Source organism: Sphingopyxis sp. 113P3, from assembly GCF_001278035.1.
Taxonomy (GTDB): domain Bacteria; phylum Pseudomonadota; class Alphaproteobacteria; order Sphingomonadales; family Sphingomonadaceae; genus Sphingopyxis.
The window spans coordinates 2,999,519-3,018,578 of the sequence record NZ_CP009452.1 but is presented as its reverse complement, the minus strand read 5'-3'; the positions used below and the strand labels follow the sequence as shown (position 1 = coordinate 3,018,578).

At 62.5% G+C, this 19,060-nt stretch carries 15 protein-coding genes; 4 read left to right on the top strand and 11 right to left on the bottom strand.

Annotated elements, in window-relative coordinates; translation table 11 throughout:
* The first annotated feature begins 77 nt into the window (after positions 1-77).
* Positions 78-1,910, top strand: coding sequence for an arylsulfatase (locus tag LH20_RS14620; RefSeq protein WP_053554852.1), 1,833 nt, complete (start codon positions 78-80; stop codon positions 1,908-1,910).
* Here LH20_RS14620 and LH20_RS14615 read toward each other — a convergent pair.
* Complete coding sequence (locus LH20_RS14615) at positions 1,907-2,587, bottom strand: TetR/AcrR family transcriptional regulator (RefSeq protein ID WP_235526991.1); 681 nt, start codon at positions 2,585-2,587, stop codon at positions 1,907-1,909. The two genes, LH20_RS14620 and LH20_RS14615, sit on opposite strands and share 4 nt — an antisense overlap.
* A gap of 66 nt (positions 2,588-2,653) precedes the next feature.
* Between LH20_RS14615 and LH20_RS14610 the strand changes: the two genes are divergently transcribed.
* Positions 2,654-4,288, top strand: coding sequence for a sulfatase-like hydrolase/transferase (locus LH20_RS14610; protein ID WP_053554851.1), 1,635 nt, complete (start codon positions 2,654-2,656; stop codon positions 4,286-4,288).
* Positions 4,289-4,520: 232 nt separating this feature from the next.
* Entirely contained in the window at positions 4,521-7,163 is a 2,643-nt protein-coding gene (locus tag LH20_RS14605; protein WP_053554850.1) for a TonB-dependent receptor, read from the top strand.
* 112 nt (positions 7,164-7,275) lie between these two features.
* Here LH20_RS14605 and LH20_RS14600 read toward each other — a convergent pair whose 3' ends face one another.
* Positions 7,276-7,461: a hypothetical protein gene (locus LH20_RS14600; protein ID WP_144423585.1), complete on the bottom strand. Its 186-nt coding sequence runs from the start codon at positions 7,459-7,461 to the stop codon at positions 7,276-7,278.
* A gap of 70 nt (positions 7,462-7,531) precedes the next feature.
* Here LH20_RS14600 and LH20_RS14595 point away from each other — a divergent pair, with 70 nt between their 5' ends.
* Entirely contained in the window at positions 7,532-8,659 is a 1,128-nt protein-coding gene (locus tag LH20_RS14595; protein WP_053553474.1) for an ISAs1 family transposase, read from the top strand.
* On the opposite strand, the gene LH20_RS14590 is transcribed toward LH20_RS14595, so the two are convergent.
* The 9 genes from LH20_RS14590 to LH20_RS14550 form a co-directional block, all read right to left on the bottom strand.
* Positions 8,647-11,469 (bottom strand): TonB-dependent receptor, encoded by a 2,823-nt coding sequence (locus tag LH20_RS14590; RefSeq protein WP_053554848.1) that lies wholly within the window; start codon positions 11,467-11,469, stop codon positions 8,647-8,649. The two genes, LH20_RS14595 and LH20_RS14590, sit on opposite strands and share 13 nt — an antisense overlap.
* Before the next feature lie 573 nt (positions 11,470-12,042).
* Positions 12,043-12,648 (bottom strand): TetR/AcrR family transcriptional regulator, encoded by a 606-nt coding sequence (locus LH20_RS14585; protein WP_235526990.1) that lies wholly within the window; start codon positions 12,646-12,648, stop codon positions 12,043-12,045.
* Between the two features lie 191 nt (positions 12,649-12,839).
* A complete protein-coding gene (gene hpaI / locus LH20_RS14580) occupies positions 12,840-13,637 on the bottom strand; it encodes a 4-hydroxy-2-oxoheptanedioate aldolase (protein ID WP_053554846.1) in 798 nt (265 codons plus the stop codon).
* Between the two features lie 40 nt (positions 13,638-13,677).
* Positions 13,678-14,496 (bottom strand): 2-oxo-hept-4-ene-1,7-dioate hydratase, encoded by an 819-nt coding sequence (hpaH, locus tag LH20_RS14575; RefSeq protein WP_053554845.1) that lies wholly within the window; start codon positions 14,494-14,496, stop codon positions 13,678-13,680.
* Between the two features lie 2 nt (positions 14,497-14,498).
* A complete protein-coding gene (locus tag LH20_RS14570) occupies positions 14,499-15,593 on the bottom strand; it encodes a cupin domain-containing protein (RefSeq protein WP_053554844.1) in 1,095 nt (364 codons plus the stop codon).
* Positions 15,590-16,603, bottom strand: a complete 1,014-nt coding sequence (locus LH20_RS14565; RefSeq protein ID WP_200905385.1) for an ornithine cyclodeaminase family protein — start codon at positions 16,601-16,603, stop codon at positions 15,590-15,592. Before LH20_RS14565 ends, LH20_RS14570 begins: the two co-directional genes overlap by 4 nt.
* Complete coding sequence (locus tag LH20_RS14560; protein ID WP_053556298.1) at positions 16,600-17,160, bottom strand: carboxymuconolactone decarboxylase family protein; 561 nt, start codon at positions 17,158-17,160, stop codon at positions 16,600-16,602. The genes LH20_RS14565 and LH20_RS14560 overlap by 4 nt, the downstream gene beginning before the upstream one ends.
* 136 nt (positions 17,161-17,296) lie before the next feature.
* Positions 17,297-17,992, bottom strand: coding sequence for a dienelactone hydrolase family protein (locus LH20_RS14555; RefSeq protein ID WP_053554843.1), 696 nt, complete (start codon positions 17,990-17,992; stop codon positions 17,297-17,299).
* 123 nt (positions 17,993-18,115) lie between these two features.
* Complete coding sequence (locus tag LH20_RS14550; RefSeq protein WP_053554842.1) at positions 18,116-19,030, bottom strand: LysR substrate-binding domain-containing protein; 915 nt, start codon at positions 19,028-19,030, stop codon at positions 18,116-18,118.
* Positions 19,031-19,060: the final 30 nt, after the last annotated feature.

The window sequence follows — 19,060 nt, the reverse complement described above, 5'->3', positions numbered from 1 at the left end:
CCTTCCTGCCAAGGCGCGATTGACTTAAGAATATATTGACATATCCTGTGCCAATATATTGTGGGGGAGATCGGGTCATGCCGTCGACGTTCGCATGGGGGGTGAACCGGCGGCGGGGCGCGCGGCGGGCGGCAGCACTGGCATTGGGCATTTCGCTTCTTGTCTCGCCGCTTGCCGCGGCCCCCACTCCGACGCCTGCGCGTCATCCCAACATCGTCCTCCTCGTCGCGGACGACTGGGGCTTTTCGGACGTCGGCTCGTTCGGGGCAGGCTATGCGACGCCCAACATCGACGCGCTCGCCCGCGCAGGCGTGCGATTTTCGAATTTCCACGTCTCGGGCTCCTGCTCGCCGACGCGCGCGATGCTGCAGACAGGGGTAATGAACCACCGGAGCGGGCTCGGCAACATGCCCGAGACGATCCCGCCCGAGCATGTGGGAAAGCCCGGCTATGACACAGTGATGAACCACCGCGTGGTGACGATCGCCGAAATTCTGCGCGCCGCGGGATATCGTACCTATCTCACCGGCAAATGGCATCTCGGCAGCGATGCGACGCGTCTGCCCGGCGCGCGCGGATACGACCGGGCTTTCAGCCTCGCCGATGCGGGTGCCGACAATTTCGAGCAGCGGCCGATCGAGGGCATGTATGACGCGGCGCGCTGGACCGAGGATGGCAAGCCTGCGACCCTGCCCAGGGATTATTATTCCTCGCGCTTCGTCGTCGACAAGATGATCGACTATATCGACAGCGGCGCTGCGAGCGGCAAACCCTTTCTGGCGTCGGTCAATTTCCTCGCCAACCATATTCCTGTGCAGGCGCCCGACAGCGACATTGGGCGCTACGCAGCCATGTATCACGACGGCTGGACCGCGCTTCGCGAAGCCCGCGCGAGGCGCGCAGCTGAGCTCGGCATCGTGCCGGCGAATGCACCGAGGGTGACGATGGCAACGACCCCCGACTGGACGAAGCTCAGCAAGGATGAGCGCAAGGCAGCGGCGCGGGTGATGCAGGCCTATGCCGGCATGGCGAGTGCGATGGACCGCGAGATTGGCCGGCTGGTCGCCCATCTGAAGGCGGCGGGCCATTATGAAAATACGATCTTTGTCTTTCTTTCGGACAATGGCCCCGAACCGACCGATCCCTATAACCGGTTGCGGAACCGCATTTTCCTGAACCTCGCCTATGATACGTCCTTCGCCAATATCGGCCGCCGCAATAGTCTGAGCGCGATCGGCCCAGGCTGGGCGAGCGCAGCAGCCTCGCCGCTGTCGGGCTACAAGTTCAGTGCCGCCGAGGGCGGTCTGCGCGTGCCGCTGATCATCGCGTGGCCGGGCAACAGAAGGGTGCGCGCGAGCGTCATCAGCAACGGCTTTGCGCATGTCACCGACATTGTGCCCACCATTACCGAGCTTGCTGGCGTTCCGCTCCACGATGGGACGTGGAACGGGCGCGCGGTCGAACCCATTGCGGGACGCAGCCTCGTTCCGATGCTGGAAGGCCTGGATGGCAGCGTCCACGGCGATGCCCCGCTCGGCTATGAGCTGTCGGGCAATGCGGCGCTATTTCGCGGCGATTACAAGCTGGTGCGCAATCTGCCGCCGACCGGCGATGGCAAGTGGCGGCTCTACAATATCCGGACCGACCCTGGCGAGACGCGCGACCTTGCGGCCGCGATGCCGGACCGCTTCGCGGCGATGCAGGCCGACTACCGGGCGTTCGCGAAGAATAATGGCGTGCTCGACATGCCCGCCGGCTACACCGCCGACGCACAGATCAATCGCTATGCCTGGGAACAGCAAGGCCAAAAGCGTGCGATCCGGGCGGGAGCAGTCATGGCTTGCATCGTGACAGCAGCAATCGCGCTCGTCTGGATCTGGAGACGGCGGCGCAAGGCCGCGGCGCGCTAAAACCGAGGCATCGCGGCGATCAGCGCCGCGACCATATGGGTCAGTACCGATCCTGCATCCTCGCGCGTCAGCGCCTGATCGCGGCGGAGCGCCCGCCAGGTCTGGAAGGACAGGGCCGCGATCAGCGCTTCGACCCGGATGCGGTCGGTCTGAACGCTGTCGGGGAGCAAGCGTAACACCAGATCGCGCTCGAGGCGCACCACGCGCGAATATTCCGCCATGAGAAAAGGCGATTGATAGCGCTTGATATTCGCTGCGAGACGGAACGGCAGCATGGTCTCGAACACCCGGATGCGCCGCTGGGTAAGGTCGCGCAGGTTCTCCCGCCAGTCGGCTTCGTCATAGGGCGCCGTGACGATCGGCATCACCCGCTCGGCAATCGTTGCCGAAATTTCGCTATAGAGCGAGTCCATGTCGTCGAAGTGGCGAAAGACGGTGCGAAGACCAACGCCCGCTTCTTCGGCAACGCGCGCCGCACTTGGCATTGGGTCGCCCGCCTCGATCAGCGTCAGCATTGCCGCGACGATGCGGCGGCGGCTCGTCGCGCTGCGCGCGCGCCGCCCGTCGAGTGGTCTTGGTGCCGCCGCCGCAGATTTCGCCCTGATCGTCATCACCTTAATCGCAGACCCGAGTTGGAGGAGCGCGTCAACCCCGATGCCGATGCCGCTTGCACCCATTCTAATATAATGACACACATAGTGCCATAAGTTTCGGGCACAGGGATCGCGTGGGGCGAGGGACCGATGAAGAAGAGATGGATCGTGCTCTGCCTTGCCGTCCTGCTCGGTGCAGGGGCCTATCAGGCGTTTGAGGCGAACAAATACCGCCTGCCAGGCCTCATCGCCGACTGGCGCGATCCGGTAAAGCCGAACCGGCCCATTGCCTGGCAGGAGGGTCCGGGAACGCCGGCTGACGGTACCCAGCCTCCGAACATCATTCTGATCGTCGCGGACGATCTCGGCTGGAATGACATCAGCCTCCACGGCGGGGGTGTCGCGGGCGGGGCGGTCCAGACCCCGAATATCGATGCCATTGCGCGCGAGGGGGTGGAATTCACCACCGCTTATGCCGCTAATGCAACCTGTTCGCCGTCGCGCGCAGCGATGATGACGGGGCGTTATCCGACGCGCTTCGGCTTTGAATATACGGCGGTTCCGGTCGAGTTCGCCGAGAATCTGACCCACGGCAGCGGCATCGGGCCGCTCAGGCCGGTCTTCCACAAGGAACTCATTACCCCTGACATTCCCGCCTATTCCGATATGGGTGTGCCGCCGGGCGAGGTGACGATCGCGGAGACCGTGAAGGCGGCGGGCTATCACACCATCCACATCGGCAAATGGCATCTGGGAGAAGCGCCGCGCCTCCAGCCCCAGGCACAGGGTTTCGACGAAAGCCTCGCGGTGCTCGCCGGCGGCGCCAAATATCTGCCCGACGACGACCCCGACGCGGTCAACGCCAAGCTTCCGTGGGATCCTATCGATCGCTTCATCTGGGCCAATCTGCGCCACGCGGTGACCTTCAACGGCAGCAAGCGCTTTCACCCCAAGGGGCACATGACCGATTATTTCGCGGATGAGGCGATCAAGGCGATCCGCGCGAACAGGAACCGGCCTTTCTTCCTTTATCTCGCCTTCAACGCGCCCCACACGCCGCTCCAGGCGACGAAGGCGGATTATGCGAAGCTGCCGCAGATCAAGGACGAGAAGACACGCGTCTATGGCGCAATGATCGCGCAGCTCGACCGCCGCATCGGTGACGTGATGGCTGAACTCCAGCGCGCCGGGATCGACGACAATACGCTTGTCATCTTCACCAGCGACAATGGCGGCGCGTGGTACAATGGCATCCCCGACCTCAACGCGCCCTATCGCGGATGGAAGGCGACTTTTTTCGAGGGTGGCATCCGCACTCCGCTATTCATGCGCTGGCCAGGGCGTATCGCGCCGGGCACAGCGCGCGCCGACCTCACGGGCCATATCGACATTTTCGCGACGATTGCAGCGGCAGCCGGGGCAAGGATGCCGACCGACCGGGTGATGGATGGTGAGAATATTCTCGCGGGGCCTGCGGCGCGCGACGCTCTCTATTGGCGGTCGGGCGACTACCGTGCGGTGCGCGCGGGGGACTGGAAGCTCCAGGTTACGAAGCGGCCTGAAACGGTCCGCCTCTACAATCTGGCAGCTGACCCTACCGAGCGCCACGACCTTGCAGCGCAGCAGCCTGAGCGCGTCGCGCAGCTTCGCGCGATGATCTTGGCGCAGAACAAGGATATGGCAAAGCCGATCTGGCCGGGTCTTGTCGAAGGGCCGATCCGTATCGACGTACCGATGAATGCGCCGTGGAAAGACGGCCAGGATTATGTCTACTGGACGAACTAGGGGAACGCCTGGGCGCGCGGCCTGACCGCTTCCGGCCTTAGGCTTGCGCGCGGGCAAGCTCCTTTTTTCGTAGAGGAGACTGTTGCCTTTTAGCCACAAAGGCTTGGCGAAATCGCTGCGCTTCCGCGCATCGCGTTGACGTTGCGGGCCGGCCTATTAGAGCCCTCACGCACCGGTGAAGCATCCCCTCCTGAGGCCATAGGGCCCGGACTTCCCCGGCTGGAGAGATTTGATGACTTTGCGCAACCTCTTGTTGGGCGCCACCATGCTGTGCGCCGCAACCACCCCCGCTTTCGCCCAGGACAGCATTTCTGCCGACGATGCCGTGGGCGCCGATTCTGTCGATACCGTCGATTACGGCAACGACATCATCGTAACTGCCTCGAAGCGCTCGCAGACGCTTCAGGACACGCCTGTCGCCGTTTCGGTGACATCGGCCGCTGACCTTGAAAATTCGCAAATCCGCGACCTTATCGATCTGCAAAGCTCGGTCCCGAGCCTGCGCGTCGGTCAGCTTCAGTCTAGCGCCAATACCAATTTCATCATCCGTGGTTTCGGCAACGGCGCCAATAACCCGGGGATAGAGCCCTCGGTCGGCGTCTTTATCGACGGTGTTTACCGTTCGCGATCCGCCGCCCAGATTGGCGACCTTCCGAATGTCGAGCGCGTCGAGGTGCTTCGCGGTCCGCAATCGACACTGTTCGGCAAGAATGCCTCTGCGGGCGTGATCAGCATCATTACGCGCAAACCGCAGTTCGAATTCGGCGGCTCGCTTGAAGCGAGCTACGGAAATTATGACGCGTTCGTCGTCAAGGGCGATGTCACCGGCCCGATCACCGATACGATCGCTTTCTCGATCGGCGGCAATTACAACCGCCGCGACGGTTATGCCCGCGACCTCCACCTCGATACCGACGTCAATGATCGCAACCGCTGGGGCGTTCGCGGCCAGCTTCTGTTCGAGCCGACCGACGCGCTTTCGATCCGCCTGATCGGCGATTACGACAAGATCGACGAGAATTGCTGTATCGCCGGCAACGTCGTCGCTGGCCCGACGGTTGCGATCACCAACGCGCTGGCGGGCGGTCCCAGCGTCGATGCGAACAACCCTTTCTCGTACGACGTCTACAACAATTTCCTGTCGACCAACCTGATCAAGAACTACGGCGGATCGGCCCAGATCGACTATGATCTTGGAAATATGGCGCTGACATCGATCACCGCCTACCGCGAGGTTCGCGCCGACACCAACCAGGATTCCGACTTCACCAGCGCTGACCTCATCGGCCAGAAGTCGGACGATACCGCAATCAACACCTTCACGCAGGAATTGCGCCTGGCGTCGGACTTCGACGGCCCCGTCAACTTCCTTCTTGGCGGCTATTATTTCCACGAGAAGATCGACCAACACAGCCAGATCTATTTCGGCGACGACTTCCGTCCGTATGGCAACGCGCTCATTCAGGCCGCAAGCGGCGGCGCCCTCAGCGTACCCCTTCTTGAAGGGACGCTCGGCGCGCTCGAAGGCGATCCTGCCAAATATGCGGGGGCCTTCTTCCGCGCCGGCGACGGCATGGACCAATATTACCGTATGAAGAACACCGCCTGGTCGATCTTCGGTACGGTGGACTTCGAAGTCACCGATCGCCTGACCTTCACGCTCGGGGGCAACTACACGAAGGACAAGAAACGATTTGCAACCGACGTCACCAGCACCGACGTCTTCTCGGGGATCAACCTAGACGCCGCTGCCTACGCGCCCTTCCGCAACACGCTGCTCTTCCAGGGCGGTCTTGCGCAGCAGGTCGGCGACATATTGGGCCTGGGACGGTCTGCAACCGCGGCTGAAATCGGCGCCTTCGCTGGTGCCAACCCGGCCGCATTCGGTGCCGTCTCGACGGCCGTTCAGGCCTTCGCCGACGCCAACCAGAACAACCCGGCAGCGAACCCCCTCAATCCGCTCAAGGCTTTCCAGTTCCTGCCGCCGTTCCTCAACCTTCCGAATGCGGTCGAGAGTGGCAAGACCAACGACAGCGACTTCGCATGGAGCGCGCGCGTGGCCTATGAGCTGACCGACACGGTCAACGTCTATGCGACCTACGCCACCGGCTTCAAGGCGAGCTCGGTGAACCTGTCGCGCGACAGCCGCCCGCTGGCGTCGGACCTGCCCGCGATCCTTGCTGGCGGCCTCGGAACGCCGAATCTCGTCGCCGGTACGCGCTTTGCCGGCCCTGAAGAATCCGAAGTCTATGAATTCGGGCTCAAGGGTCAGTGGTCGGTCGCGGCCGTCAACCTCGCGGTGTTCAAGCAGTCGATCAAGGGCTTCCAGTCGAACATTTTCACCGGGACCGGCTTCGCGCTCGCCAATGCCGGCAAGCAGTCGACCTGGGGCGTCGAGTTCGACGGGTCGGTGCGTCCGGTCGACGGGCTCAACCTGACGCTCGCGGTGACCTGGCTCGACCCCAAGTACGACAGCTTCACCGGTTCGGCCTTCGGCGACATTTCGGGTACCAAGCCATCGGGCATTCCCGAGCTGTCGGCGGCGATGGGGGCGACTTATACCGCCCGGGTCGGCAACGGAAACCGGGCCATCTTCCATGTCGACTATCTCTACGAAAGCCCGACGCGCCTGGTCGACGGCCTGCAGGGCTTCCCGGCCGGTTTCTCCGACCAGTTCAAGCGTGAGGTGAACCAGCTCAACGCGTCATTCACCTTCGCGCTGAACAATGGGCTCGAACTCGGCGTCTGGGGCCGCAACCTTACCAATGCGCGCTATCTGACGACGATCTTCCCGGCCGTCGCCCAGTCGGGCAGCGTTTCGGGCTACCCCAACCAGCCGCGCACCTATGGTGTGACGGGCCGTTTCAAATTCTGATGATGAAGGGGCGGGGCGGCCCTTTTCGCTCCGCCCGCCATCAGCGCAAAGAAAAACCCCGGTCCCTCCTTCGAGGGGCCGGGGTCTTTCTTTGCGGGTGTACTCCGTCAGATCAGAAGCGGACCCCCGCCGCGATACCGTAGCGCCGCGGTTCGAGCGTGAAGATATTGGTGTAATTGCCCGACGACTGGTCGGTGATGTAAAGGCCGGTCACGCTGTTCGCGTCGAAGATGTTCTGGATGAACCCTTTGACGAACCATTTGTCGTCGGCCCCGTTCAGCTGCCAGGGGAATCGCATTTGAAAAATATAGTAGCGCGATGAGTTGATATGGATTCTTTGGGTGTCCTTCATAGTAAGGAGGATATCCATGTCCTGGTTTGCCGCGGCGTTTGATGATCTTCGCGATCCGCGAACGGGCAACGCGCGCCGTCACGATCTGCTGGAAGTGCTGACGATGGCGCTGACGGCGTCGATTTGCGGGGCGGAGAGTTGTTCGGATTTTGCGGATTTCGCGGTGGATCGCGAGGATCTGTTCCGGGAGTTTCTGCGCCTTGAGAATGGGGTTCCCAGCCATGACACCTTCTCCCGGATTTTCCGGCTGCTGGATCCGGCAGCCTTTGCACGCTGCTTCGAGCAGTTTCTGACCGCTCTTGGCGAAGCGGGTGCCGGTGTTGTCGCCATCGACGGCAAGACACTGCGGCGCTCGTTCGACACGGCAGCCGGCCGATCGCCGCTGGCGGTGGTGACGGCCTTTGCCTCGTCGACACGCACCGTCATCGGCCAGGAAAGCTTCCGTCCGGGGGAAGGCGACAGCGAAATCCTTGCCGCAAGAGCGCTCCTCGAATGCCTGGACCTCACAGGCCAGCTTGTCACCGCCGATGCCCTGCACTGCCAGACCGAGACTGCGCAGCTGATCCTCGATCGTGGCGGCGATTATCTCTTACGTCTCAAGGCGAACAGACCGGCCCTGCATGAGGCGGTGGCCAGCTACTTCGCTGCACCGGATATCCTTGCCGGTCTCGCCACGACTGAGACAAGCGATGCCGATCATGGACGTCTCGAAGAGCGGCGGGCTTTTGTCAGCCATGACCTTGGCTGGCTGCACGGTCCCAAGCGCGCCTGCACCGAACCGGTGGACATGCCCGCTCTTGCCTGTCTCGGCATGATCGAGGCCACGGTCACCCGCAATGGAAAGACCACAACGACCCGCCATTATCATCTCTCATCCCGGACGCTGAGCCCGGAAGAATATCTTGCCGCCGCCAGATCCCACTGGTCGATCGAAAATGGTCTCCACTGGGTGCTCGACATGACATTCGATGAAGATCGCGCCCGCAGCCGAAAGGACCATGCCCCCGAAAATCTCGCAACCTTGCGCAAGCTCGCCCTCAATGTCCTGCGAACCGCCAGACCCGATATCTCCATCAGGAGAAAACGGAAACGCTCCGGATGGTCCAACGCCTTCGCCAAAACCATCCTCGGTCAAATGCGATAGCCCTGGTTCAGCTGCAGCTGGGCATTGACCTGGGCATAGCCTTTGATCCGGTTGACATTGCCGTTGAAGATGCTGCCATAGCTGTCGCCGGTGTAGGCAAGGTCGAAGCGCGGGACGAGGGTCATGTCGCCCAGATGCGCGGTATACTGGATGCCAGCGCTGAACTTGTAGTTCGGCGCCTGCGGCAACTTGTTGCCCTTGATGTTGACGGGAACGCCGGCCGAGAAATAGTCGACGCCGCCAAAGGCTGCCGGATCGAGACCGCCTGCAGCGAAAGCTCCCGCAGCTGCGGCTTCCAAGACAGAGCAGATGCTAAAGGCGCCCGTCGACGCGATACCGCCGTCGGCGGGGAAGGTCGTCGTGCCCTGCAGGCCGGCACCGCCGGCAACGCCAGGTACGAGGCCAGCGTTGATCACATTCTGAACAGTGTTCACGAAAGCATTGATTCCCGCGACATTGCCGGTTCGCGAGCCGACGGCGCAGTTGGCGGCGTTGGTGATGTCCTTGATGATGACCGCATCGTTGCGGCCGCCGCCAAAGTCACGCGGGTTGCTGGTGAACTTGTCGCTCGACACTTTGGTGTGCAGATAGCTGAAGCCAAGGTTGACGACCCAGTCGGGATCGGGCCGGATCATGGCTTCGGCCTCGAAGCCGTAGATGTCGGCGTCGACATTGTCGTTGACCGCCGTGCGGGCGACAATCTTGCTGAGTTGCAGATCGTTGTACTTGTAATAGAAGGCGGTGAGGTTGAGCTGCAGCGCGCCATTGCCAAAGGCATTCTTCGACCCGATTTCAAAAGCGTCGACCTGCTCGGGCGAGAAGGACTCCGGCACCGCGAACACGGGTTGCAGGGGCGGGTTGATACCGCCTGATTTGTAGCCGCGGGAGTAGGAGGCATAGAGGAGATTGTCCTCGGTCACCTTGAAGTCGACCACCGCGCGGCCGGTCCATTCGTTGAACTTAACCGTGCGGCCCTGGATGATCTGGTTTCCGGGCGTGCCGGGATCGGCGTCGAATGACCCGACGAAGGGCGAGTCGAACGCGGTGCCGGTCTGTCCGAAGGGCACGAGGAAGCTCGCGAGCGTCGAGCGCGCGAGCACGCTCTTCTTGTCATTGTTGTAGCGCAGGCCAGCGGTCAGTTTCAGTCGGTCGTTCACCTCGAAATAGGCTTCGCCGAAGAGACCGTAGGATTTGATTTTCAAATCGTCGGTGTTGTTGCGGAAGAACGGCGTGCCGAGATAGGACGGCGGCAGCCCGGCCCCATAGGCGCTGAACGCCCCGAGGATGCCCGTCAGATAGTCGATCGGGAAGGCGTTCACATAATAGCTGTTTTCGGTCAGATGATAGTCGGCATAGATGCCGCCGACGAGGAAGTTGAACGGCCCGTCGAGGTCGCTGCTCAGGATCGCCTCGGCCGACCAGCTGCTATTATACTGGTTCGACCGGTCGAACTGGAGCGACTGATCCGAACAGATGCTGTTGCCGCCAAAGCTGCCGAAGCCGAGGTCGTCAGAGAGCGAGGTGCACAGCTGTCCGGTCGGCCCGTTCGGGATGATCGATGCTGCCACGGGCGCGAGATAGTTGGAAATGCCCGGAATGAGGCCGTCGAGCGCTCCGCTTGCACCCAGTTGCAGGAAGTTGAGGCCGCTCGCATAGAGCGACCGGTCGCCGACATTGCTGTTATAGTCCTGTTGGGCTTCGAGTTTCACCTTCTGATACTGGCCCGAGACCTGCAGCGAGACGGGGCCGAAATTATGTTCGATCTGGCCCTGGAGGATGAGCTCGCTGGTGAAATAGCTCGGCGTATAGGCCGTGTTAACGACCCGCGAATCGGCCGGGATTGTCGTATTGGCATAGACATCGGGACCATAGAGGCTGCCGAGCGCGAAAATCGTCGGGATGCCGCGGATTGCCAGGAACTCGCGTGACGTCAGCGCCGCAGTGAAGGTCGCGTTGCCGTTGAAGGGCGAATTGTCGAGCCGCGTGTTGAGGCAGCCCAGAATACCGGTCGGATCGCGCTGGCAAAGCTGCTTCTGGATTCGGGTACGCTTGTCCTTCTCGCGGAAATAGGACGCCATCAGGTCGATCGTGGTGTCGGGGGTCGCTTCCCAGCGCAGCGAGCCGCGCACCGAATAGAGGTCGCGGTCATCGATCCGGGTGTTGAGGAACGTGTTCTTCGTATAGCCGTCCCGATTGAGATAGATGCCGGCGACGCGAAAACCCGCGGTGTCACCCAGCGGGATGTTGATCATCGCCTTGCCCTTCATCGAGTCATAATTGCCATATTCGGCTTCGGCAGATCCTTCGAAGGTGCCGAGCTTCGGCTTGGCGGTGATGACGTTGACCACGCCCGAGGTCGCATTGCGGCCGAACAGCGTACCCTGCGGGCCGCGCAGCACTTCGACGCGCTCAAGATCGAAGAATTCGGTTTCAAAAAGGCGGGTCGAAAAGAGCGGGTCGCCATTGAGATGGATCGCGGTCGCGCTGTCGCAGGTCGTGCCGACGCAAAGGTCCCCGATGCCGCGGATGGTAAAGCTCGCGCCGGTGAAGTTGGTCTTGGTGAAGGTCACGTTCGGCAGCGTCAGCTGGAGATCCGACGGCGTCTTGATCTGCTGCGCCTCCAGCGCTTCGGACGAAAAGGCGCTGACAGCGATCGGCACGTCCTGCAGACGTTCCGACTGGCGCTGCGCGGTCACGACGATCTCGCCGCCGAATGCATCGCGCGTGTCATTGTTCGCATCCTGGGCAAACGCCGGTGTCGTGACCGCCATCGCCAGGACCGAGGTTCCGATCAGTGCCTTGAACTTCATCTATTGCCTCCCTTTTTCAGCCCCGCGATGTGCGAGACCGCCCAACGTCAATTTGTGGTAAGGGGAAGGGGCGTGACCGGGCACAGCAAAGCGCACCGGGTCCGTTTGACCCGGTGTTTGCCTAAATCCCACCTGCCAGCTGAGCTGGTCATCGTCCTCTCCCACCGGCGTCGGGGAAAAACGCCGGCCTCTCCGGATTACGGCCCGCTTGGGCGAGCTCTGTAATGCCTCAAAGGTGCGCCGAGTTGACGAAAGCGTCAAGTCACTTGTTCACCAAGGTAAACAGGCAGAATATCGCGCAACTCCAAAGGATAAAAAGGTACCGATTCCGCAACGTAAACTTGCCCCGCAAGGCGAAATTCTTGTATCTTCGGCCTTGCGCAAGGCGTCGATTGGGCCGGCATGTGCGACATGAAAGCAACAGTGAAATGGGGGTGGCGACGCCGGATATCGACCTGGATGAGGTGGCCGGACCCCCGCTTCGGATCAGGTTGCACGGGCGATCCGCACGCTCATCGGGATAGGGGCGTGTCTCTGGACAAGGGGCAGAAAAAAAAGGCCGTACCGAAAGAGTCAGGCGGCGGTCGCGCCGAACCGCAGGCCGTCCACGAGGAGGTCGATCATCCGCCGGCCTTGCGCCTTGTCTCCGCCGCCGGCCGGGGCAGCGAGGCTGACTGCTGCCATCAGCAATTCCTGCGCGTCGACATCAGCGCGGATTGCCCCGGCGGCAACCGCTGCATCGAGCATGCTTTGCAAAGCTGGGGTGAGCCTTCCGAGAATATAGGCGGGGAGCCCCTGATAAGCGGGGTCGCCTGAATGAAGGGCCGGGCCAAGGCCGCGCTTGGTGGCAACAAGATCGACGAGGTTGCGCATCCACTCGGCCAGAGCCTCGCCAGGAGGCCGCGTCGAAAGCAGCGCCCCAGCCGCATCTGCGAACGCGTCGACTTCACGCTGCAAAACCGCCTTGATGAGGTCGGACCGCTGCGGGAAATGGCGATAGAGGGTGCCGACGCCCACGCCTGCGCGCGCGGCAATCGTCCGCATCGGGGCATCGACGCCCGCTTCCGCGAACACGCTCATCGCAGCATGAAGCAATGATTCGAGATTTCGCGAAGCGTCGGCGCGCATCGGCCGGTTCCGCTCGTCGCGGTCGCCTGATTGTTCAGCGTCGGGTTCCACGCGCGTGCCTTGTCCCTGGTCGATATCACGAGGTGGCCCTATAAACGGACACCAGTTCCGTATCTCTTACACCGATACAGATCCTATTTCCAGCGCGCGAACCTAGGGGAGCGAAGCCGCCGGGAGACACCGGCACGCTGCCTTTTTCCACGGATGGTGGCCCCCGGCCGATTGGCCGAGCGGGGCGGCTGTTAGTAAACCAGCTTCGCCCCTGGATCACGAGGAGCAGCGGAGTTGCTGAACCGCCCGGCGAGCCTCTCCGCGCCGCGCGCCAGAATTGTGACGTCAGTTCCAATCGCGACAAAGCTGGCGCCAAGTTCGAGGTAGCGCCGGGCGAGCGCCTCGTCTGCGATCAGAATTCCGGCAGCCTTCCCCGCCTTCTTGATCCGCAAGATGGCGTCTTCGATGGCCGCTTGCACGGTCTCGTGCCCGGGGTTTCCAAGATGTCCCAGAGCTGCCGCGAGATCGGAGGGTCCGATAAAAATTCCATCGACACCGCTCACAGCGGCGATCTGTTCGATCGCGGTCAATCCTGCGAGCGATTCCACCTGAAGCAGAAGGCAGATGTCATCCTGGGCGGTGTGAAGATAGGCGGGGTTCCGATTCCAGCGACTGGCCCGCCCGATTGCCGATCCCACACCGCGGATGCCGGCGGGAGGGTAGCGCGTCGCGCGGACAAGCTCCCCGGCCTGCTCTGCACTTTCAACCATCGGGATCAACAGGCTGCGGGCGCCAATGTCGAGCAATTGCTTGATGCCGACCGGGTCCCCGATGGGCGGGCGAACGACCGGCTCCACCTCGTAGGGCGCGATGGCTTGCAGCTGCGCCAGGATCAGCGGGATATCATTGGGGGCGTGCTCGCCGTCGATCAGCAGCCAGTCGAAGCCTGCCCCGGCACATATCTCGGCGGCATAAGGGGAGGTGAGGGCCTGCCATAGACCTATTTGCGGGCGGTGGTCGCCGATTGCCGTCTTGAAATCATTGGCCATCGATAATCCCTTCGAGGAAAGCAAACCCTCGCCTCGAACTTCAGGCGAAATGGCAGGAAACCTGTCCCAAGGGCCCGAAATCGGCGCTGATACGGCTTCCCGGAGGAGCTTCCACCGGGCGGATGAACGATCCCGAAAGAATGATCTGTCCCGCCTCGATAGTCTCTCCATATTGGGCAAGCCGCTCGGCGAGCCAGACGACCGCCCGCAGCGGGTCGTCCAGCACGCCGGCGCCAAGACCGGTTTCCTCGACCTCGCCGTCCTTCGAGACGATTGCGCCGACCCAGCGCAAGTCGAGGCTGCGGAAATCAGACACCGGATCGCCCAGAACGACGCCCGCATTGGCCGCGTTGTCGGCTATTGTATCGAGTACCGTGCGCAATCGGCCCGAGCGCGGATCCCTGCGCGTGATGCGGGTATCCAGTATTTCGAGCGCCGGGACGATATAATCCGTTGCGTCCATTATCTGTTCGCCGGTGATCCCTCGCGCCGCCAGCGGTGCCTTGGTGACGAAGGCAATCTCGGCCTCGACCCGCGGCTGAATGAAGCGGCCCGCTGGGATACTGGCGCCGTTTTCGAACATCATGCTCTGAAGGAGAAAGCCTGAATCCGGGATGTCGATCGAGAGGGCTGACTGCATCGCTTTCGAGGTCAGACCGATCTTCCATCCCACCAGCGGATCACCGCGGTCCAGCTTTCGGCGTACCCATTCGCTCTGGATGGCGTACGCATCGTTCATCGTCATCGCGGGGTAGTCGTCGCTGAGAAGGGGGATCTGCACGCGATCGCGCTCGGCCGCATCCAGTGCGGTGGCCGCCTCGCGGATGACCGCATCGTCGAGTGTGGAAGCGCCCCCCATGCTCAGGCTGATGCTGCTGCGCGGTTTGTCCGGAACCCTTCCTCCGCGCCGAGCAGGGCCGGCGGCTCCTTGAGGCTTTCTTGCCAAAGCAGCGATTCCATGGCGATGTTGAGGGGTTGATCCTGAATTGTCAGCTCGTAAACCGCCTCGTCATAGCTCGCGTGGTTGTGAACCGCCCAGCCAGGGGCAGACAGCATCAGATCGCCAGCCTTCCATTCATAGGTTTTACCTTCGACGGTCGAGCGTCCCGACCCTGTGAAATAATAGTTTACCGCAGCAGAGGAATGGCGGTGCGGACGGTCGACGATCTTGGGCGGTCGCACGGTCATTGTCGCGAAAAAGTTCGGCGTCGTGCCGTTGGTGCGGCCGGTCATGGGGTTGTAGAGCAGATATAGGCGCCGCCCGATATAATCCTTGCCGAGCGCTTCCAGCTTGTCGAGGTGGGCCTTCACGTCCTGCCACGGCCAATAGAGGGCCGGGCTGGTCACCGAGGGGGGATTGATCAGCCGTTCGTAGGGCATGAGCCACGCACCCTCTTCGTTGAGCTCAAAGGTCCCGTAGGGGCTGTTGCGGCGCTCATCCGGCTCGGATTGCTCCTCCTCCCGGTCGATACTTTTGAGCAAAGGTTGGGGGTTTTCTTCGACGACATGGATGTTCATCATGTCGAGGAGCGCGCCGTTGCTGTAGGTGAGCCGCACATAGAGGTCATCGCCGGTATTCTTGTGGCGATAGATGCGCATCGAGGGCGTGTTCCATACGTCATGGAGCGCGGTTGCGCGGCGCCGGCCGCTGATTTCCGTTTCGCCGCTACCGCGGATCACGAAATTCACCTGGGTCGAGTTCTGGCGAAAGGTCGCTGTCTCCTCGCCCGGAAGCAGAACATCGAGAGCCACCTGAATGCCGGGCGCCAGACCTATGGAACGCTCGTTGCGGGGATGCTGGATGTAAGAGCGGCGGCGGCCATTGGCCGGGCGCGCAATCGTCGCGAGCCGCTCGATCTCCGCATCGATCTGTTCCTTGGTGATCACGATGGGCTCCCAAGGCGCCTCCCTCGCGGGAAGTGGACCACTGGCATCGATGAAAAGGGGCTGGGTCATGAGGCAAGCTCCACGGTTGGTTTATCGGTGAGGCGAGGGGTGACGCGGACCGGTCGCGGTATGGGGCGGCCGATACCGGCTGCGCGTGCCGCCTCGAGCAGGGCGGATCCCAGCGCAAGGTCGGAGATCCCCATTCCCATCGCCTTGAAAATGGTCAGCTCGGCATCCAGAGGCCGCCGAGTTTCGGCAGCGACGAGGTCGCAGAGAGGCTGAACGCGCGCCCAGTCGGTCTCGCTTGCCCCGAAACTTGTCATGAACTCATAGGATAGGTTGCGGACCTGCGGCACGCTGTCGGCGGACACGATGGCCGCACGCGCAAGCAATTCGGGTGCGAATTCGGCCCGCTCCGGCGTGATCGCGCCGACGGCGTTCAGATGGGCGCCGGGCCGCAGCATATCGTCGGAAAGAAAAGGCGCCGTCGCTCGCGTCGCGAGCGTCACGATCTGCGCATTGTCGAGCGCCTCCTCGAGCGTCGCCGCCGCCAAAGTTTCGATGCGCAGCATTTCTCCGGCCCGTCGCGCGAGAGCTTCGCGCTTGGCCGCCGTCGGACTCCACACGGTGATTCGATCGAGCGGGCGTACGGCTGCCACGGCCGCGATTTGGGTCAGGCTTTGCTTGCCGGCGCCGATCATCGCCATGCGCCGTGCATCGGGCCTCGCCATGATATCGGTCGCAAGCCCGCTGATCCCTCCGGTACGCATCTGTCCAAGAGCAAAGGCCTCGATGATCGCAAGTACGTCGCCGGTGCCGGCGTCGAGCACGATCAGAAGCGGCATGGCGCCGCCTTCGGTATGCGCCCAGGTCTTGGTACCTGCGACACCCTTGCGTTCAAATACCGCGCCTATCGCATGCAAGGTGGAATGCCCGCCCCACATGGCGTGGGTTTTCACCATATTCCTTGCGAAGCCGGCCGCCTCTTCGCAAAGGCCCACCCGCAAGGCATCGATGGCCTGCGGCAGGCACATGAGTTCGACGACATCACGCTCGGTAATCCAGATCGGGTCGCTCACTGATCCTCTCCCGTTGCGAAAATGGAGGAGACCGGCGGTTCGAGCGCGAGCGCATTGACGATAATTGCGTGAGTGAGATAGCGGCCGATCAGAAACAGGACCGCCAGCGCCTGCCTGTCACCGATCAGTTCGATCACCGCGTCCAGTTCGGCGGCTACGCCATGTCCGCGCCGCTCGATGGCCGCCATCACGAGCCGTTGTACTGCACGCTCTTCATCCGACATGCCGTCTGCCGTGTCGGGCTGCAGCGTCTCGACCGCGGCCACCCACGCTTCGCCGAAGCCAAGATTGCGCGACAGCCGTTCATGCTGATGGCGCTCATAATCATTGCCCATGACAGTCGCGACCGTCAGCGCGCCGACCTCGGTTAGCCGGTCGGGCAGCGCCTTCTTCAGCGCTTCGGTCATTTCCATGAAGGGGACGAGGATATCCGGCTGATGGCCCGTGCACCGGAAGAACTCTCCCAGATAACCAAGCCGCTTTACGCGTGCCTCCAGCACGCGCTGCGCGGGCGGTGCGAGCTCTTCGAATGACAGGCGTTTGATCTTGTCCGACATATGTACCTCTGCGGCATGCATCGCACCCACGCTCACGATCCGGAAATATATTATCCGTTTGCCTGTAATACCTGAACGGTATTACAAGGGTTGGCGGCACGCTTGGGGGCTATTGGGGCATCCCCTTCGCAGAAGCTCAGCTTATGAGAGAAGCGAGCAGGGCCTGGGTCGCACTGTCTGCGCGTTCCGCTGCCTCGCGGTCATAGGCGTCGCCACCGACGCGCGCGAAAGCGTGCCCGACGGACGGGTGGACAATGACTTGGGCGCCCGCCTGCGCCGCCGCGTCTACAATTTTCCGCTGCGCCTCCTCGGGGCATAGATAATCGTCGCCGGCGATATGCAGAAGCAGTCGACCCTTCGGCGCCGCCATCTCATCGAGGAGCGTGTGAATCCCGGTACCATAATAGGCGACGCCGACATCGACGATCCCGCGCGCGGCCATGAGATAGGATATGGCGCCGCCGAAGCAATAGCCTACCGCGGCGCTATGCTTCAGTCCCGGGATCCGATTGCGCAGTTCGCGAAGAGCCGCGGCGCCATCGGACACCGCCTGGTTCCTGTCGAGCTGCTTCATCAGCTCGAGCGCCTCCGCCTTGTCCGTCTCCGAGGAGGGGTCGAGCTCAATGCCCTGCCCACTGCGCCAGAAGAGGTCCGGCGCCACGACCGTAAATCCTCTCTGCGCGTAGCCGTCGGCAATCGCACGGATATTCGCATTGACGCCGAAGATTTCCTGCAAAACGACGATCGCGACGCCGTTGGGGCGCGCGGGTGCTGCCAGATAGGCTGCGAATTCGCCGTCCTCACTGCGGACCTGAATGCTCGGGGGTTTCATTATCGCCATCCTCGGTTGAGAGCGCGGTAGCGCGACCGGCTTTACCCCTACCGCTCCCCGATGAGAGCGAAAAATACATTTTTTACCGAGCGGTGATACCCTGTCCGTATAACCGGAACGTTCCTAGGCGACGGGAAGATGCCCGGTTTCCGACGACGCCAGCCATTCTGTCGTCCTGTCGACGAACTCGATCGTCGCGGGCGTGGGATTGTCCTTGCGCCATGCGAGCGCAAACTCGACCATCGAAAGGCGATCGGGAAGTCCGCTTGTGTCGAGCGGCTGAAAGGCCACCCCTTCCATGTGCAATCGTTCCGCCGAGGCGGGGACAAGCGCCACGCCTTCGCCGCACGCGACGATCCCGATCACGGCTTCGGTCGAGGGGGCCTCGTGCGCGATGTCGGGCGTGAAACCGGCGAGGCGGCAAAGCGCATGCAGATCAGCGTGATAGTTGAAGCCGCGCATCGGCTGATAGGTTACGAAGCGGCTCGTCGCAAGCTGACCGATCGAGACAGGCGATCGGTTCTTCAGCAGGACGTGGCCGGGAGGCAGGGCTACCGCGAGCGGTTCGCGGTGGACGAGGCGCGTTTCGATCACCTCGTCGTGTACGGGGAGGCGAACGATCCCAAGATCGATTTCGCCTGCGCGGAGCGCGTCGATCTGGCTCAGCACCGCCATGGCACGAAATCGGATTTCGACCTCTTTCACCTCGGCTCGGAAGTTGCGCACGAGGGCTGGCAGGAGCGAATAGACGGTTGACCCCCCGAAGCCGATTGCGAGCGTGCCCTGCAATCCCCGGGCCGCGCGCCGAGCGCGTTCCTGGCTCTCGTCAAGCATGGCGAGAATGCGCCGTGCGTCCGCCACGACGCCGGCGCCAACGGGTGTCAGTGATACGCGGTGCTTGTCGCGCTCGAACAATCGCGCGCCGAGCTCTTCCTCAAGATCGCGGATCGCCCGGCTGAAAGGTGGCTGCGAGACGTTGCAGCGCTTCGCCGCGCGCGTGAAGTTGAGCTCGTCGGCGAGTGCCACGAGGTACCGCATTTGTCGAACATCCATACCCATACCGCGAGA

Coding starts and splice junctions, on each gene's coding strand:
- LH20_RS14555 (WP_053554843.1), bottom strand. CDS start 17,992: ATGAAACCCCCGAGCATTCAGGTCCGCAGTGAGGACGGCGAATTCGCA.
- LH20_RS14610 (WP_053554851.1), top strand. CDS start 2,654: ATGAAGAAGAGATGGATCGTGCTCTGCCTTGCCGTCCTGCTCGGTGCA.
- LH20_RS14600 (WP_144423585.1), bottom strand. CDS start 7,461: ATGCGATTCCCCTGGCAGCTGAACGGGGCCGACGACAAATGGTTCGTC.
- LH20_RS14550 (WP_053554842.1), bottom strand. CDS start 19,030: ATGCGGTACCTCGTGGCACTCGCCGACGAGCTCAACTTCACGCGCGCG.
- LH20_RS14620 (WP_053554852.1), top strand. CDS start 78: ATGCCGTCGACGTTCGCATGGGGGGTGAACCGGCGGCGGGGCGCGCGG.
- LH20_RS14615 (WP_235526991.1), bottom strand. CDS start 2,587: ATGGGTGCAAGCGGCATCGGCATCGGGGTTGACGCGCTCCTCCAACTC.
- LH20_RS14595 (WP_053553474.1), top strand. CDS start 7,532: ATGTCCTGGTTTGCCGCGGCGTTTGATGATCTTCGCGATCCGCGAACG.
- LH20_RS14570 (WP_053554844.1), bottom strand. CDS start 15,593: ATGACCCAGCCCCTTTTCATCGATGCCAGTGGTCCACTTCCCGCGAGG.
- LH20_RS14590 (WP_053554848.1), bottom strand. CDS start 11,469: ATGAAGTTCAAGGCACTGATCGGAACCTCGGTCCTGGCGATGGCGGTC.
- hpaH (WP_053554845.1), bottom strand. CDS start 14,496: ATGGGGGGCGCTTCCACACTCGACGATGCGGTCATCCGCGAGGCGGCC.
- LH20_RS14560 (WP_053556298.1), bottom strand. CDS start 17,160: ATGTCGGACAAGATCAAACGCCTGTCATTCGAAGAGCTCGCACCGCCC.
- LH20_RS14605 (WP_053554850.1), top strand. CDS start 4,521: ATGACTTTGCGCAACCTCTTGTTGGGCGCCACCATGCTGTGCGCCGCA.
- hpaI (WP_053554846.1), bottom strand. CDS start 13,637: ATGGCCAATGATTTCAAGACGGCAATCGGCGACCACCGCCCGCAAATA.